Source organism: Aeromonas sp. QDB68 (genome assembly GCF_027707405.1).
In the GTDB taxonomy this organism is placed as follows: Bacteria; Pseudomonadota; Gammaproteobacteria; order Enterobacterales; family Aeromonadaceae; genus Aeromonas; species Aeromonas caviae.
This window is the reverse complement of record NZ_JAPCIQ010000004.1, coordinates 28,881-43,445: the sequence shown is the minus strand read 5'-3', so window position 1 is coordinate 43,445 and position 14,565 is coordinate 28,881. Positions and strand designations below refer to the sequence as shown.

General features: G+C 64.5%; 14 protein-coding genes. 13 read left to right on the top strand and 1 reads right to left on the bottom strand.

Annotated elements, in window-relative coordinates:
- Positions 1-66: 66 nt before the first annotated feature.
- Entirely contained in the window at positions 67-1,395 is a 1,329-nt protein-coding gene (gene rimO / locus PG892_RS02340; protein ID WP_010673908.1) for a 30S ribosomal protein S12 methylthiotransferase RimO, read from the bottom strand.
- Between the two features lie 266 nt (positions 1,396-1,661).
- On the opposite strand from rimO, the gene PG892_RS02335 reads away from it, so the two are divergent.
- The 13 genes from PG892_RS02335 to PG892_RS02275 all read left to right on the top strand — a co-directional run bounded on the left by PG892_RS02335 (position 1,662) and on the right by PG892_RS02275 (position 14,550).
- Complete coding sequence (locus PG892_RS02335) at positions 1,662-2,753, top strand: HD domain-containing phosphohydrolase (RefSeq protein ID WP_010673909.1); 1,092 nt, start codon at positions 1,662-1,664, stop codon at positions 2,751-2,753.
- A 389-nt stretch (positions 2,754-3,142) separates the two neighbouring features.
- Positions 3,143-3,511, top strand: a complete 369-nt coding sequence (locus tag PG892_RS02330; protein ID WP_010673910.1) for an ArsR/SmtB family transcription factor — start codon at positions 3,143-3,145, stop codon at positions 3,509-3,511.
- An 84-nt stretch (positions 3,512-3,595) separates the two neighbouring features.
- Entirely contained in the window at positions 3,596-4,660 is a 1,065-nt protein-coding gene (arsB, locus tag PG892_RS02325; protein ID WP_010673911.1) for an ACR3 family arsenite efflux transporter, read from the top strand.
- Between the two features lie 51 nt (positions 4,661-4,711).
- Positions 4,712-5,137, top strand: a complete 426-nt coding sequence (gene arsC / locus PG892_RS02320) for a glutaredoxin-dependent arsenate reductase (RefSeq protein ID WP_010673912.1) — start codon at positions 4,712-4,714, stop codon at positions 5,135-5,137.
- A gap of 103 nt (positions 5,138-5,240) precedes the next feature.
- A complete protein-coding gene (gene befA / locus PG892_RS02315; RefSeq protein WP_010673913.1) occupies positions 5,241-6,023 on the top strand; it encodes a beta cell expansion factor BefA in 783 nt (260 codons plus the stop codon).
- 139 nt (positions 6,024-6,162) lie between these two features.
- Positions 6,163-6,549, top strand: coding sequence for a hypothetical protein (locus PG892_RS02310; RefSeq protein ID WP_010673914.1), 387 nt, complete (start codon positions 6,163-6,165; stop codon positions 6,547-6,549).
- Between the two features lie 129 nt (positions 6,550-6,678).
- Positions 6,679-6,996 (top strand): flagellar hook-basal body complex protein FliE, encoded by a 318-nt coding sequence (fliE, locus tag PG892_RS02305; RefSeq protein WP_029314161.1) that lies wholly within the window; start codon positions 6,679-6,681, stop codon positions 6,994-6,996.
- A 55-nt stretch (positions 6,997-7,051) separates the two neighbouring features.
- A complete protein-coding gene (gene fliF / locus PG892_RS02300; RefSeq protein ID WP_010673916.1) occupies positions 7,052-8,752 on the top strand; it encodes a flagellar basal-body MS-ring/collar protein FliF in 1,701 nt (566 codons plus the stop codon).
- Positions 8,745-9,806 (top strand): flagellar motor switch protein FliG, encoded by a 1,062-nt coding sequence (gene fliG / locus PG892_RS02295; protein WP_010673917.1) that lies wholly within the window; start codon positions 8,745-8,747, stop codon positions 9,804-9,806. Before fliF ends, fliG begins: the two co-directional genes overlap by 8 nt.
- A gap of 70 nt (positions 9,807-9,876) precedes the next feature.
- Complete coding sequence (gene fliH / locus PG892_RS02290; protein ID WP_010673918.1) at positions 9,877-10,680, top strand: flagellar assembly protein FliH; 804 nt, start codon at positions 9,877-9,879, stop codon at positions 10,678-10,680.
- A gap of 74 nt (positions 10,681-10,754) precedes the next feature.
- Positions 10,755-12,086 carry a flagellar protein export ATPase FliI gene (gene fliI / locus PG892_RS02285; RefSeq protein WP_029314163.1) on the top strand — a complete coding sequence of 444 codons (1,332 nt, stop codon included), beginning with the start codon at positions 10,755-10,757 and terminating at the stop codon, positions 12,084-12,086.
- Positions 12,087-12,102: 16 nt separating this feature from the next.
- On the top strand, positions 12,103-12,543 hold the full coding sequence (gene fliJ / locus PG892_RS02280) for a flagellar export protein FliJ (protein ID WP_029314164.1): 441 nt from the start codon (positions 12,103-12,105) through the stop codon (positions 12,541-12,543).
- Positions 12,544-12,630: 87 nt separating this feature from the next.
- Positions 12,631-14,550, top strand: a complete 1,920-nt coding sequence (locus PG892_RS02275; protein WP_010673921.1) for a flagellar hook-length control protein FliK — start codon at positions 12,631-12,633, stop codon at positions 14,548-14,550.
- Positions 14,551-14,565 lie beyond the last annotated feature (15 nt).

The following is a 14,565-nucleotide window of genomic DNA, read 5'->3' as shown; positions in this document are numbered from 1 at the left end:
GACGGGCGGCGGACATTAAAAAAGCCAGTCGGTGAGACCGACTGGCTTTGAGGGGGAGTGGCGTGATTATTCCACCAGGCTGGCCCAGAGGTCGTACTCGTCCGCTTCGTCGATGCGGACCTTGACCATGTCGCCGGGCTTGAGGCCGGTTTCACCGTTCAGGTAGACCAGGCCGTCGATCTCGGGGGCATCGGCGGCGGAGCGGCCGGTGGCGCCCTCTTCGTCCACCTCGTCGATCAGCACCAGCATCTCTTTGCCCACTTTACGGGCCAGCTTGCGGATGGAGACCTGCTGTTGCAGCTCCATGAAGCGCTGGAAGCGTTCTTCCTGCACCTCGGCTGGCACCGGATCCGGCAGCTCGTTGGCCTTGGCCCCCTCGACCGGGCTGTATTTGAAGCAGCCAACCCTGTCCAGCTCCGCCTTGTCGATGAAGTCCAGCAGCATCTGGAACTCTTCTTCGGTCTCGCCGGGGAAGCCGACGATGAAGGTGGAGCGCAGGGTGATCTCGGGGCAGATCTCGCGCCACTTCTGGATGCGCTCCAGGGTGCGCTCGACGGAGCCGGGGCGCTTCATCAATTTGAGGATGCGCGGGCTGGCGTGCTGCAGCGGGATGTCGAGGTAGGGGAGGATTTTGCCGTCGCGCATCAGGGGGATGACGTCATCCACGTGCGGGTACGGGTAGACGTAGTGCAGGCGCACCCACATGCCGAGCTTGGCCAGCTCTTCGCACAGGGCCACCATGCTGGTCTTGACCGGCATGCCGTCGTAGAAACCGGTGCGGTGCTTGACGTCCACGCCGTAGGCGGAGGTGTCCTGGGAGATCACCAGGATCTCCTTCACGCCGGCCTCTTTCAGGCGCTTGGCCTCGGCTAGTACTTCGCCGATGGGGCGGCTCACCAGATCCCCGCGCATGGAGGGAATGATGCAGAAGGTGCAGCGGTGGTTGCAGCCTTCGGAAATCTTGAGATAGGCGTAGTGGCGCGGGGTCAGCTTGACGCCCTGGGCCGGCACCAGGCTGGTGAAGGGGTTGTGGGTGGGTTTTTCCACGTATTTGTGGACGTGGCCCAGCACCTCTTCATAGGCGTGGGGACCGGTGATCTCGAGCACCTTGGGGTGGATCTCGCGGATCTGGTTCTCTTTGGCGCCGAGGCAGCCGGTGACGATCACCTTGCCGTTCTCGGCCAGGGCTTCACCGATGGCTTCCAGGGACTCCTGCACCGCGCTGTCGATGAAGCCGCAGGTGTTGACCACCACCAGCTCCGCATCGTCATAGCTGGGCACCACGTCGTACCCTTCGGTACGCAGCTGGGTCAGGATGCGTTCGGAATCGACCAGGTTTTTGGGGCAACCCAAGGAGACGAATCCTACTTTGGGGGCCTGTTTTGTGTTGGACATCGCTCAATCACTCTTAGGTGGCTCTTATTCAAGGGCGCGGATTTTACCGGAATGGCTAACCAAAAACTATACAGCCGACACGTCGGAAGCGAACAATCTCTTTGCCCGGGGAAGCGGGGTGGGGCGGCGTGACATGACCACGGGCAGGGAGGGGACCGTCGCCAGTGCGGGCGGGATCACGATCCCTGTGCGCCGTCACCATTTGGCAGGAGGGGCAAAACGGGTGTCACTATACTCCCAACAGGCCTATCAGAAGGATGTGCGGGATGGAGAGTTCATTTGGTGAGAAAGTGCAGAACGTGCACGCCCCCCTCAGGCAGCGCTTTGACAAGTTGAGCCGGGTAGCGATCGCCATCTACGACCCGCAGACGGACCAGCTCAAGACCTTTGCCCACAGCACGGACGGGGGCTCGCCGCTGTTGCAGTACGAGGTCAGGCTGAGCGAGGTGCCTTCCCTGCGCTACCTGGCCGAGCACCAGCGGCCCAGGGTGCTCGACACCCTGGATTCCCTGCTGGGCTCCCCCTCCGAGCACAGCCGAAAAGTGCTGGCGGCCGGTTACGCGTCGAGCTATACCGAGCCGCTGCTGCTCAACAGTCGCTTGTTCGGCTTTCTGTTTTGCGATGCCAAAGAGCCCGGTTACTTCGATGGCGCTATTTGCGGTGAGCTGGCGGCCTATGCCCAGATCCTGGCGGCCATCATCGCGGTGGAGTTCTTCTCCATCCAGACCCTGAACGGGGCCCTGACCACGGTGCGGGAGTTCAGCCGCTACCGGGACGAGGAGACCGCCAATCACCTGCACCGCATGTCGGCCTATTCGCGGCTCATCGCCCGGGAGGTGGCGGCCCATTACCCCTTGAGTGACGAGGAGGTGGAGTTCATTCACCTTTTTTCCGAGCTGCACGATATCGGCAAGATTGCGGTGCCCGACGCCATCCTGCTCAAGCCGGGCAAGCTCACGGCCGAGGAGTACGGGGTGATGAAGACCCACCCCTTCAAGGGGAGGGAGATGATCGCCCTGATGATCCGCGAGTTCGGCCTCGACGGCATCCATCACACCGACATGCTGAAGAACATCATTGCCTACCACCACGAGCGTTTCGACGGTCAGGGCTACCCGGAAGGACTGGCGGGGGAGGCGATCCCCCTGGAGGCCCGCATCGTTGCGGTGGCAGATGTGTTTGACGCCCTCACCAGCGAGCGCCCCTACAAGCAGGCCTGGCCCCTCGAAACGGCCTTCGAGTACCTCAAGACCCATGCCGGCAGCCAGTTCGACCCTGTCTGCGTCGCGGCGGCGCTGCAAAGCCGGGAGGCGTTTTGTGCCATCCATCGGCAATATCGGGATCCCGTGATCACCTGATTGCGCCTCTCTCTCCTCCCCGGCTTCCCCCGGATTCCCCAGGCCCCGTCATCTGATGGCGGGGCCCTGGGGCCCTCTCGTTTCATCGCCTTTTGGTGCATCCGGCGCCGGGGGTTGTTCTGCGGCATTGCGGCTTTGCGGCGGGGCAGGGCGCCGCAGTGAGCGGGGCGGCCAACGGGAGGATTGTCCGGGGTAAGGTCATAAGAGTGCCTTATAAAGAGAGGCCAGATATTAGCCGTATGACTGACATGAGGCCGCTGGCGGGCACGACATGGCCGGGGCGGCGCCTCTGGCGGCCCGTCCCGTCGCGATGTGGGCTCGGTGGTGACGCTTTGATCATTTCAATAATTCTTGTATAGTTGAAATAAAGCATCCAAGGGGGGAGACCCATGAACAAAGAGACGGCCACCAAGGTCTTTGAATCGCTGGCTTCCGGGATCCGGCTCGAGGTGTGGCGGCTGCTGGTCAAGGCCGGGCTGGAGGGGCGGGTCGCGGGGGAGCTGGCCGGCGAGCTCGACATCGCCCCCAATACCCTCTCGTTTCACCTCAAGGGGATGCTCAACGCCGGGTTGCTGTCGGTGGAGCAGGAGGGGCGCTTTCTGCGCTACCGCGCCAACATCCCCCTGATGCTGGGAGTGATCGCCTACCTCACCGAGGAGTGCTGCGCCGGTCATCCCGAGGCGTGCGGCCTGCTGCCCGCCGGGCCCGGCAGCGCTTCCCGCGCCGAGGGGCCGTCGCCCTGCTGCGGCGAGTCGTAACGGGCCAGGGCTGTCGATGCCCATGTGCCGTGTCATTCATCTATTCAACCTGGGGTGCGAGCGTGGATCGCACCGGGAGTCATCATGTCTGCAAGCTGTGAGGCCAAGGCAGCCCCTGCCATCGGCTTTTTTGAACGTTATCTGACCGCCTGGGTCGCCCTCTGCATCCTGGTGGGCATTGGTCTGGGGCAGGGGTTGCCGAGTCTCTTCAAGGCCATCGGCGCCATGGAGGTGGCCAGGGTCAACCTGCCGGTGGGGCTGCTTATCTGGGTGATGATCATCCCCATGCTGCTCAAGATAGATTTTGGCGCCCTGCATCAGGTGAGGGGGCACCTCAAGGGGATTGGGGTCACCCTCTTCATCAACTGGCTGGTCAAGCCCTTCTCCATGGCCTTCCTCGGCTGGCTCTTCATCCGCGTGCTGTTTGCCGACTGGCTGCCGGCGGATCAGCTGGACAGCTACGTGGCGGGTCTCATCCTGCTGGCAGCGGCCCCCTGCACCGCCATGGTGTTTGTCTGGAGTCGCCTCACCAACGGCGATCCCTACTTCACCCTGTCGCAGGTGGCGGTGAACGACCTCATCATGGTGTTTGCTTTTGCTCCGCTGGTGGCGCTGCTGCTCGGGGTCTCCAGCATAGTCGTGCCCTGGGATACCCTGCTCACCTCGGTGGTGCTCTACATCGTCATCCCCGTCATCCTCGCCCAGCTGCTGCGCAAGGCCTTGCTGAGAAAGGGGCAGGCCCATTTTGACGGCGTCATGACCCGCATCCAGCCCTGGTCGGTGGCGGCCCTGCTGCTCACCCTGGTGCTGCTGTTCGCCTTCCAGGGCAACGCCATCATCGAGCAGCCGCTGGTCATCGCCCTCCTGGCGGTGCCCATCCTGATCCAGGTGCTGTTCAACTCAGGGCTCGCCTACTGGCTCAACCGCAAGGTGGGGGAGAAGCACTCGGTGGCCTGCCCTTCCGCCCTGATCGGGGCCTCCAACTTCTTCGAGCTGGCGGTGGCCGCCGCCATCAGCCTGTTCGGCTTTCATTCCGGCGCGGCGCTCGCCACCGTGGTCGGGGTGCTCATAGAGGTGCCGGTCATGCTGCTGGTGGTGCGCGTGGTCAACGCCAGCAAACCCTGGTACGAGGCGGGACTAAGGCGCTAACGGATGGCCGCTAACCCATTTCTATTCACTTGAGTCATGAGAGACAGGCAAATGAGTGCAATCACCCTCTATCACAACCCGGAGTGCGGCACCTCCCGCAACACCCTGGAGCTTATTCGCAACAGCGGCGTGGAGCCCACCATCATCCACTATCTGGAGACGCCCCCCTCCCGCGACGAGCTGGTGGCCCTGATCGCCGCCATGGGCATGCCGGTGCGCGATCTGCTGCGAAAGAACGTGCCCCCCTACGAGGCGCTGGGGCTGGCGGAAGAGCGTTTCAGCGACGATGAGCTTATCGACGCCATGCTGGCCCATCCCATCCTCATCAACCGGCCCATCGTGGTCACCCCCCTCGGCACCCGGCTGTGCCGCCCGTCGGAGGTGGTGCTCGATATCCTGCCCGACCCGCAGCAAGGGGCGTTTGCCAAGGAGGATGGCGAGCAGGTGGTGGACGGTCAGGGCAAACGGCTTCGTTGAGCCCCTGCGCGTCAGCGTCTGACCCGCGCCGGGGGGATGCCCTTAACGGGCAGGCGCCAGATCTGCTACTGTGACCTTCGACTCATCACAGAGGGTGGAAACAATGAAGATTCGATTCCTGGTGATAGCCACGGCACTGGCGCTGGCGCTGGCCTCAACCCCCGGTCTGGCCGACTGGGCAAAGCTGAAGGAGGCCGCCTCCGAACTCGGTACCGCGGTGAGCGATACCAGCATGGAGGCGTGGAAGGGGATCACCGATTTTTCCAAGGAAACCTGGGAGTCGGTGTCCAGCTGGGGGGCCGAGGCCTACAACAAGGCGGGGGCCTGGACGGCAGAGAGCGCGGCCACCGGCAAGGAGTGGCTGACCGCCGCCGACAAGAAGCTCGACACCATGCTCGAGCCCAAGACCCCGGAGGAGGCGAGAACCGCCCTCGATACCATGGCCGATACCGCCCTGGTGCGGCTGTTCAACGAGCAGCCCTCGGCCAAGTTGCTGTTTGACAAGGCTTATGGCTATGCGGTGTTCGACTCGCGCAAGTTCTCCCTGATGATCCACACCAATCAGGGGGCCGGGGTGGCCGTCAATCGCACCAGTGGCAAGCACACCTACATGAAGATGTTCGGTGCCGGTCTTGCGGCCGGGATCGGCGGCAAGTTCTACCAGCAGGTGATCCTGTTCGAGGACAAGGCGAGGTTCGATGCCTTCGTCAGCAAGGGGTGGGAAGCCACCTCCGAGGTGGGCGCCGTGGCGGGCAAGGAGAGCGCCGAGCTCACCGCTAAGTACAATGGGGGCATGGCCATCTACCAGATTGGCGAGAAGGGGCTGTTGCTGGACGCCAACATCTCGGGCTCCAAGTACTGGCTGGATGATGACCTGAACAAGTGATCCCTGCCGATCTGACTCGTTTTTTCTTGGAGGAGATCGAGGTGCACTCTGTTTAATTGTCGGGACTTGCAGTAAAAAGAGGGCCTTGGGCCCTCTTTTTCATGGGCGCCGTACAGAGTCCGGCGACAAGGAGAGCAAGATGACCCATGAGGCCGAACAGGAGCGGATGGCTGCCCACCGCCGGGAGTGGGACAAGCAGAGCATCTATCTGCGCCTGCAGGAGGGGATCCCGGCCGCGTTCTGGGTCTGGGGGGATCTGGTGGCACCGCTCGAACCCTGCCTGACACAGGGTGATCAGGGGGCATCCTTCGGTTGGGGGGAGGCCGACGAGGCCTGCCTGGCGCTTTCCCATGCCATCATCGCCAGGCTGGTGAGCGTGGGGCTGGTGGCCCCCGAGCAGGCGGGGGAGAAGGCCCGCTACCTGCGCGACGAGGTGCTGGCCAAGCTGCCTGCAGGCGAGCACTACGATCTGCACCTGAGTTACCTGCGGCTGCTGCTGGGCGATCCCCCCGGATCGGCAACCTGATCCCCGGATGGCCGGTGCCCGCCGGCCTGATCGCGCCCCGCTTTTATCCCTGATCTCGAGATCCCACTCTGGTTGGCACCTTTATTGCTTCAAGCCAGTCAGTGTCAATGATTTGTCTGGGAAGGGAAGATGGAAATTAGCGCAAGCAGCCTGATGCAAGAGATGCAGGCCCTCAAGGTGGAAGCCGGTGCCACGCCGTTGACCCAGCCCGGTCGTCCGGTCAGCTCGGATTTCGGCCAGATGCTGCAACAGGCCCTGGACAACGTCAACGAGTTGCAGGGCACCGCCAACGATCTGCGTACCCGCTTCGATCTCGGCGACAAGTCGGTGGATCTCTCCCAGGTGATGATCGCCGGCCAGAAATCCTCCATCGCCTTCGAGGCGACGGTGCAGGTGCGCAACAAGATGGTCGATGCCTACAAGACCATCATGAACATGCCGGTGTAACTCGGGCCCATGGCGACCGAGCATCATGAACATGTCAGCAACAAGGACATAAACCGTGGCAACTGATCAAAACGGCGATCTGCTGATCAACAACGAGGGGGCGGCCGCCCTCGACGAGCACGAGCAGAAGAGCTCGGCGCTGGGCTTCCTGTCCAACACCGATGTGTTGCGTCAGATCACCCTGATCCTGGGGCTGACCATCTGTCTGGCCATCGCCGTCTTCATCCTCTTGTGGGGCAAGGAGCCGGAGATGCGTCCCCTCGGCACCTTCACCACCCAGGAGCTGGTCTCCACCCTGGATTACCTGGATCAGCAGAAGATCCCCTATCAGGTGGATGGCAAGAGCGTGCTGGTCAGTGCTGAAAACTATGCGGACATCCGGTTGCGCCTGACCCGCGCCGGTCTGGCCAACAACAGCGACGCCAGCAACGACGGCGAAGCCATCCTGCTCAAGGACTCCAGCTTCGGCGTCAGCCAGCGCATGGAGAGCGAGCGCCTGAAACTGAGCCGCGAGCGCCAGCTGGCGAGCGCCATCGAGCAGTTCCAGAACGTCGCCAAGGCCCAGGTGCTGCTGGCTATCCCGAAAGACAACGTGTTCGCCCGCAACGAACGCAAGCCCAGCGCGACTGTGGTCCTGAGCCTCAAGGGCAACGCCCTGGGCCAGGGTGAGGTGGACTCCATCGTCGACATGGTCGCCTCCGCCGTTCACGGTCTGGAGCCGACCCGCGTCACCGTGACCGACCAGAACGGTCGCCTGCTCAACTCCGGTTCCCAGGATCCCCTCTCTGCCCAGACCCGCAAGGAGTTTGCGATGCAGCAGAAGCAGGAGCTCGAATACAAACAAAAAATTGACGCCATCCTGATCCCGGTGCTGGGGGCCGACAACTATACGGCAGAGGTGGATCTCTCCCTCGACTTCTCCCAGCAGGAACAGACCCGCAAGACCTACAACCCGGACTTGCCGGCGGTGCGCTCCGAAATGACCATGGAAGAGAACAGCGCCAGCGGCAGCAACGGCGGGGTACCCGGCGCCCTCTCCAACCAGCCGCCCGCTGCGTCCAACATTCCCGAGCAGGCAGCCGGCGCAGAAGGAACCGCCTCTTCCGGCCGTTCCCGCAAGGAAGCGACCCGCAACTTCGAACTGGACACCACCGTCAGCCACATCCGGCGCCAGCAGGGCGGCATTCGCCGCATGACGGTGTCGGTGGCGGTGGATTACAAGGCCATCCCCGGCGCCGACGGTGCCGTGACCCGGGAAGCCCGCAGCCAGGCCGAACTCGATACCCTGCGCCGTCTACTGAGCGGCGGTCTGGGCTTTGACGTGACCCGGGGGGATACCCTGGAGGTGGTCGCCATTCCGTTCAACCGCCCGGAACTCGAGACCGTGGCCGACATCCCCCTCTACGAGCAGCCCTGGTTCTGGCGCGCGGTGCGCATCGCCGCCTCCGTGCTGGTCATCATAGTGCTCATCGTCACCGTGGTGCGGCCCATGCTCAAGCGCCTGCTCTACCCGGACGCCAAGCCGGAAGGGGAGCTGGACTTCGACAACCACACCGTGCTGGGTGGCGACGACGAACTGAGCCTGCTGGCCGCCCAGGCCGAGGCCGAACCGGTATTCGGTCTGCGGGATGGTCAGCTCAAGCTGCCTGACCTGCACCGTGACGAGGATCTGCTCAAGGCCGTGCGCGCCCTGGTAGCGAACGAACCTGACCTGGCCGCCCAGGTCATCAAAGAATGGGTAACCAAAGATGCCTGAAGAGAATAAAAGCCAGGTCACCGGCAACGACATCACCGAAAGCCAGCGTTTGATCCTGGATCAGATGGGGGGCATGGAGATGGCGGCGGTGCTGATGCTGAGCCTCAACGAGGAGGACGCGGCCCAGATCTTCCGTCACCTCGAGCCCAAGCAGGTGCAGCGGCTCGGCATGTCCATGGCCTCCATGTCGGATTTCAGCCACGATCGGGTGGCGGCGGTGCATCGTCAATTTATCGACGACATCCAGAAGTACACCAACATCGGCATCGGCAGTGAAGACTTCGTGCGCAAGGCCCTGGTGGCGGCGCTCGGGGAGGACAAGGCCAGCAACCTGGTGGATCAGATCATCCTGGGGTCAGGCGCCCGCGGCCTCGACTCCCTCAAGTGGATGGATGCCCGCCAGGTGGCCAGCATCATCCAGAACGAGCACCCGCAGATCCAGACCATCGTCCTCTCCTATCTGGAGCCGGAGCAGTCCGCCGAGATCCTGAGCCAGTTCCCGGAGCAGGTGCGCCTGGATCTGGTGATGCGCATTGCCAACCTCGAAGAGGTGCAACCGGCGGCGCTGCAGGAGCTCAACGACATCATGGAGAAACAGTTCGCCGGTGCGGCCGGTGCCCAGGCGGCCAAGATGGGCGGCCTGAAGGCGGCGGCCAACATCATGAACTACCTGGACACCAACATCGAAGGGCAACTGATGGACTCCATCCGCGAGTCGGACGAGGAGATGAGCCAGCAGATCCAGGATCTGATGTTCGTGTTCGAAAACCTCATCGACGTGGACGATCGGGGCATCCAGACCCTGCTGCGGGAAGTGCCCGGGGATCTGCTGCAACGGGCCCTCAAGGGGTCGGACGACCAGATGCGGGAAAAAGTATTCAAGAACATGTCCAAGCGGGCCGCCGAGATGCTGGCGGACGACCTCGAGGCCATGGGGCCGATCCGGGTCTCCGAGGTGGAAGCCGCCCAGAAGGAGATCCTCTCCACCGCGCGCCGCCTGGCGGATGCGGGCGAGATCATGCTGGGGGCGGGTGGTGGCGAAGAGTTCCTCTAAGCCATGGGCCATGGAATGTGCGATGATGTCGGCCCCTGTACCCGGCCCTCGATAGGAGTCTCTTCGGCACATGAATGACAAGAACAGCAAACTGCGCGGCTATCTGAGGCCCGAGTCCGACACGGCGCAGATTGAGACCTGGGGCTGGCCAGAGATGGAGACCGAAGCAGAGGTCGAGACCAATGCCCTGGGGCTGGCTCCTGACTGGTATCGTCAGGAGCAGGCCGATGCGGCCCTGCCGGAAGAACAACCCGAAGAACCCGCCCCCAGCATCACCGCCGAAGAGGTGGAGGCGATTCGTCAGGCCGCCTGGGAAGAGGGGATGCGCGATGGGCGCGAGGCCGGTTTTGCCAAGGGGCTGGAAGAGGGCAAGCTCGAAGGCTTGCAGCAGGGCCACCAGGCCGGGCTGGAGCAGGGCAGGGAAGAGGGACTCGCCATGGGGCGGGAGCAGGTGGAGCTGGAGATAGCCCGCTGGCAAGCCCTGGTCTCACGCCTGGCCACTCCCCTTGGCGAGATGGACGAGGCGGTGGAGCAGCAGCTCATCGCCCTGGTGCAGCAGCTCGCCCGCGCCCTCATCCGCCATGAGGCGCAAACCTCCCCCACGCTGCTGCTGGAGGCCCTCAAGCAGGGGTTGGCCCTGCTCCCTGCCGCCGAGCAGGGGGTCACCCTGATGCTGCACCCGGAGGACGTGACCCGGGTAGAGGCCGCCTTTGGCGCCGAGGAGTGCGCCAGGCGCCACTGGCGGCTGCAAAGCGAGCCCACCTTCTCCCCCGGCGATCTGCAACTGGCCACCGAGCTTTCCAGCATCGATCTCACCCTCTGTGGGCGCATCGATCAGCTGCTGCGCAATTTCCTGCGTGACAACGCGAGCTGAGCCATGGCCCGGTTCGAACCCGTCGTGCAGCGTCCTGCTGACGGCATCATCAGGCACTCATCGTCGGAGGCGACATGACGGCACCCCTTCTTGATCGGCTTAAAGGCTACCGGGTTCGCGAGCAGGCCCCCATACCGCCGGTGGCGGGCAAGCTCACCCGGGTGGTGGGGTTGACCCTGGAAGCCATCGGCTGCCGCGCCGCCATCGGCTCCCTGTGCCGCATCGATACCCAGGATGGGGCCCTGGAGGCCGAGGTGGTGGGGTTTGCCGGGGATCGCCTGTTCTTGATGCCGAGCGAGCAGCTCAAGGGGGTCATTCCCGGCGCCCGGGTGGTGCCCGTCACCGAAGATCACGGCATCCCGGTGGGCATGAGTCTGCTTGGCCGGGTCATCGATGGCATCGGCCAACCCCTTGACGGGCTCGGCCCCATCCTCTCGTCTCAGACGGTGCAGTTCGCCCAGCACCGCATCAATCCCCTGGCCCGTCGCCCCATCCATCAACCCATGGACGTGGGGGTACGGGCCATCAATGCCGTGCTCACCGTGGGCCGGGGTCAGCGCATGGGTCTGTTCGCCGGCTCCGGTGTCGGCAAATCCGTGCTGCTTGGCATGATGACCCGGGGCTCGGTGGCGGATGTCGTCGTGGTGGGCCTCATCGGCGAGCGGGGCCGGGAGGTGAAGGAGTTCATCGAGGAGATCCTCGGCGCCGAGGGGCGCGAGCGCGCCGTGGTGGTGGCCGCCCCTGCCGATGCCTCGCCGCTGATGCGCCTCAAGGGGTGCGAGACGGCGCTCGCCATCGCCGAGTATTTCCGCGAGCAGGGGCTCAACGTGCTGCTGCTGATGGACTCCCTCACCCGCTACGCCCAGGCACAGCGGGAAATTGCACTGGCGGTGGGGGAGCCGCCGGCCACCAAGGGCTATCCCCCCTCGGTGTTTGCCAAATTGCCGGCGCTGGTGGAGCGGGCCGGCAACGGCAGCGACGGCCAAGGCTCCATCACCGCCTTTTTCACCGTGCTGACGGAGGGGGACGATCTGCAGGATCCCATCGCCGACGCGGCCCGGGCCATCCTTGACGGCCACATCGTGCTGGCGCGGGAGCTGGCGGATGCGGGCCACTATCCGGCCATCGACATCGAAAAATCCATCAGCCGGGTCATGCCCATGGTGACCTCACCGGAGCACATGGAGCTGGCGCGCACCTTCAAGCAGTTCTACTCCCTCTACCAGCAGAACCGGGATCTCATCACCATCGGCGCCTACAGCCAGGGATCGGATCCGCGCATCGACCGGGCCATCATCCAGAAACCCTATCTGGATCAGTTCTTGCAGCAGAAAATGCGCGAGGTCATTCACTACGATGAAGGCCTGCAATCCCTGCAACTGGTGGCCATGCCCCTGATGCGTTGACCGGTGGAGAGCCCTTATGAGTAAAGGATTGACGTTGCTGGCGAGTCGGCTGGAGGAGGCCGAACAGCAGGCCGCCATGGCGCTTGCCAAGGCCCAGCAGGATCTCAAGCTGTTCATGGATCAGCAAAACGCCCTCAGCCAGTACCGCCAGATCTACCACCAGCAGTGGACGGAGCGCGGTCTGCAGGGGATCAGCCCCCAGCAGAACAGCCAGTATCACGCCTTCATCAACAAGCTCGAAAACGCGGCGACCCAGCAGTACCAAGGGGTGTTGCAGGTGCGCGAGGCGCTGGCCGAGTGCCGCACCCAGTGGCTCGAAGCCCAGCAGCGGCGCAAGGCGGTCGAGCTGCTGCTGGAGAAGAAGGCGGACAAGGTGCGCCAGAAGGCCCAGCGCCAGGAGCAGAAGATGCTGGATGACTACGCCATCCTGCGTCGTTATCACCAATCTGGCCTGTAATTTGCTTTCTTCCGGTCATGCGAGGCCGATGGGCCAAGCCATGACCGCACGTGCGGCCGTCACCGAATCGTCGTCAGGGATCCCAGCATGATACAGACCCCCTTGATTAGCACTCTCCCCCAGGCGCCTTCTGCCGATGGCAGCGCCACCCTGCTGGCTCCCACCGTCGGGGGCGAAGGGGGCGTGCAGCCGTCAGGCGAGGGCAAGGCCGCCTTCTCGCAAGCCATGGCCATGGCCCAGCTGATGGGCAAGGCGCCAGCCAGTCAGGGCAATCCACCACTCCAGGGGCCCGCCGAGGGCGCCCGGGAGGGGCTTGCCCCGGCTGCCAAATCTTTGGCGTCTGACGAGCCCGCCACCGAGTCTGCGTCTTCCTTGAAGGGAGCGGACGACGAGGGCGAGCTGCCTCCCGACGACTTCCTGCAACAGTTGCAAGCCTCCCTGCGCCAGGATGTGAGCCTGGTGGTGCCCCCGACATCGCCCGCCATGGCCGGTGAGGCGGCGGTGCCTGTGGACGGCAACCCCTTGCCGCCTGGCGCCGCTGCGCCTGGGATGGCAGAGGGGGTGGGAATGGCAGAGGACGTGGGGTTGGCAGAGGGCGTGGAGGCGGCAGAGGGGAGCGCCTCCCTGCCGCAGATGACGCCAGAGCGTCAGCATGAAGGGAACAAAACGAAGGCAGCTCCCGGTGCGGCCCAAGGCGCCAGCGCCGTGCCGAGCGGTCAGGGGGCTCTGCCGCTGGGGGCCGAAGAGCCCCCCTTGGCCGATGACACTGCCGTGGCAGACCAGGGCGGGGTGACCCGCCAGCCCATGGCAGGCAAGGGAGCGGAGCCGGATGCCAAGGGGGGGGAGCCCCCTCTCTCGGGTCAGGAGCGTGCCGCCCTGCTCGCCAAAGTGGTGGCTGGAGAAAACGCCCAGGCTTCCACTGTCACCCGGGCTGACTCATCGCAAGAGGCACAGGTGACCAATCCCCTGGCGTCGGCCGGACAGGGGGCAACCGCTTCCCGTGCCACCAGCGCCTATGGCGATGGCGTGATCCGGACGGTGGCGCAGGGGCCGGCCCCTGCAGCCACACCGGAGTCCGCCCCGCCCGCGACGGCGGCAGGGGCAGAGAAGGACGCCCCTGTCGCCGGTGAGGCCAGACAGGCTGAGGCCGCGAGCGGGCAGGGAGCCCGTGCAGGGGCCGAGCCTGCGGTGAATGCAGGGAGCAGCCAGCCCGTGACGACGGAAGACCCGGCCCCAGTCCAGGTGGCGCCGCAGATCCTGGCTCGTCATGAATCCCAGGGGGCACAGGCCCCCCTGACGGCCCTCTCGGCGGGCCTGGACCAGATGGAGAGTGCCCCCGTGGTGGCCGCCGGCGCTGCCGTGTCGGTGAAGCCCGCGGTGGACAAGTCCCGGCTCGATGAGCTGGGTAAACAGTCGGGGATGGAGGTCAAGGGCAGTGAACCCGCCGAGGTGAGCCAGCCTTTGCATCAGGCACAGAGCCAGGTCGGCGAGAACAGACCGCTGGCCGAGGCGACCGTCAGACGGGAGCCTCAGAGCCTGCCCCACCTCAAGCTGGCGACCCCTGAGGCCCCCGAGCAGCTGCACCACAAGGTGAACCTGATGCTGGCGGACAAGCTGCAGCAGGCGGAGATCCAGCTAGACCCCCTGGGGCTTGGCAAGATGAAGATCCAAATCCAGATGGATGCCTCCAGCCAGGCCAGCGTGCACTTCGTGGTGCAGCATGGCCAGACCCGTGAGATGCTGGAGCAGGCCATGCCGCGCCTGCGCGACATGCTGGCAGGGCAGGGGATCCAGCTCGGCCAGACCGTGGTGCAACAACAGGCGCAGCAGCAAGCCTTCCAGCAGCAGGGGCAGTCATCCTCCCAGGGTCAGTCCGGTTTCGGTGACCAGGGGCGACAGGGGGGAAATGGTGGCGGCAGCGATGGCAGAGAGGCCGAGGGGAGCGCTCGCAACCTCACGCTGCTGGTGGAATCGGCAAACGATGCCGGAATCGATTTCTATGCTTGATGCATTCTTAAGTAA

Bases quoted from the DNA above. Each gene is read 5' to 3' on its own strand.
- rimO (WP_010673908.1), bottom strand. From the start codon at position 1,395: ATGTCCAACACAAAACAGGCCCCCAAAGTAGGATTCGTCTCCTTGGGT.
- PG892_RS02335 (WP_010673909.1), top strand. From the start codon at position 1,662: ATGGAGAGTTCATTTGGTGAGAAAGTGCAGAACGTGCACGCCCCCCTC.
- PG892_RS02330 (WP_010673910.1), top strand. From the start codon at position 3,143: ATGAACAAAGAGACGGCCACCAAGGTCTTTGAATCGCTGGCTTCCGGG.
- arsB (WP_010673911.1), top strand. From the start codon at position 3,596: ATGTCTGCAAGCTGTGAGGCCAAGGCAGCCCCTGCCATCGGCTTTTTT.
- arsC (WP_010673912.1), top strand. From the start codon at position 4,712: ATGAGTGCAATCACCCTCTATCACAACCCGGAGTGCGGCACCTCCCGC.
- befA (WP_010673913.1), top strand. From the start codon at position 5,241: ATGAAGATTCGATTCCTGGTGATAGCCACGGCACTGGCGCTGGCGCTG.
- PG892_RS02310 (WP_010673914.1), top strand. From the start codon at position 6,163: ATGACCCATGAGGCCGAACAGGAGCGGATGGCTGCCCACCGCCGGGAG.
- fliE (WP_029314161.1), top strand. From the start codon at position 6,679: ATGGAAATTAGCGCAAGCAGCCTGATGCAAGAGATGCAGGCCCTCAAG.
- fliG (WP_010673917.1), top strand. From the start codon at position 8,745: ATGCCTGAAGAGAATAAAAGCCAGGTCACCGGCAACGACATCACCGAA.
- fliH (WP_010673918.1), top strand. From the start codon at position 9,877: ATGAATGACAAGAACAGCAAACTGCGCGGCTATCTGAGGCCCGAGTCC.
- fliI (WP_029314163.1), top strand. From the start codon at position 10,755: ATGACGGCACCCCTTCTTGATCGGCTTAAAGGCTACCGGGTTCGCGAG.
- fliJ (WP_029314164.1), top strand. From the start codon at position 12,103: ATGAGTAAAGGATTGACGTTGCTGGCGAGTCGGCTGGAGGAGGCCGAA.
- PG892_RS02275 (WP_010673921.1), top strand. From the start codon at position 12,631: ATGATACAGACCCCCTTGATTAGCACTCTCCCCCAGGCGCCTTCTGCC.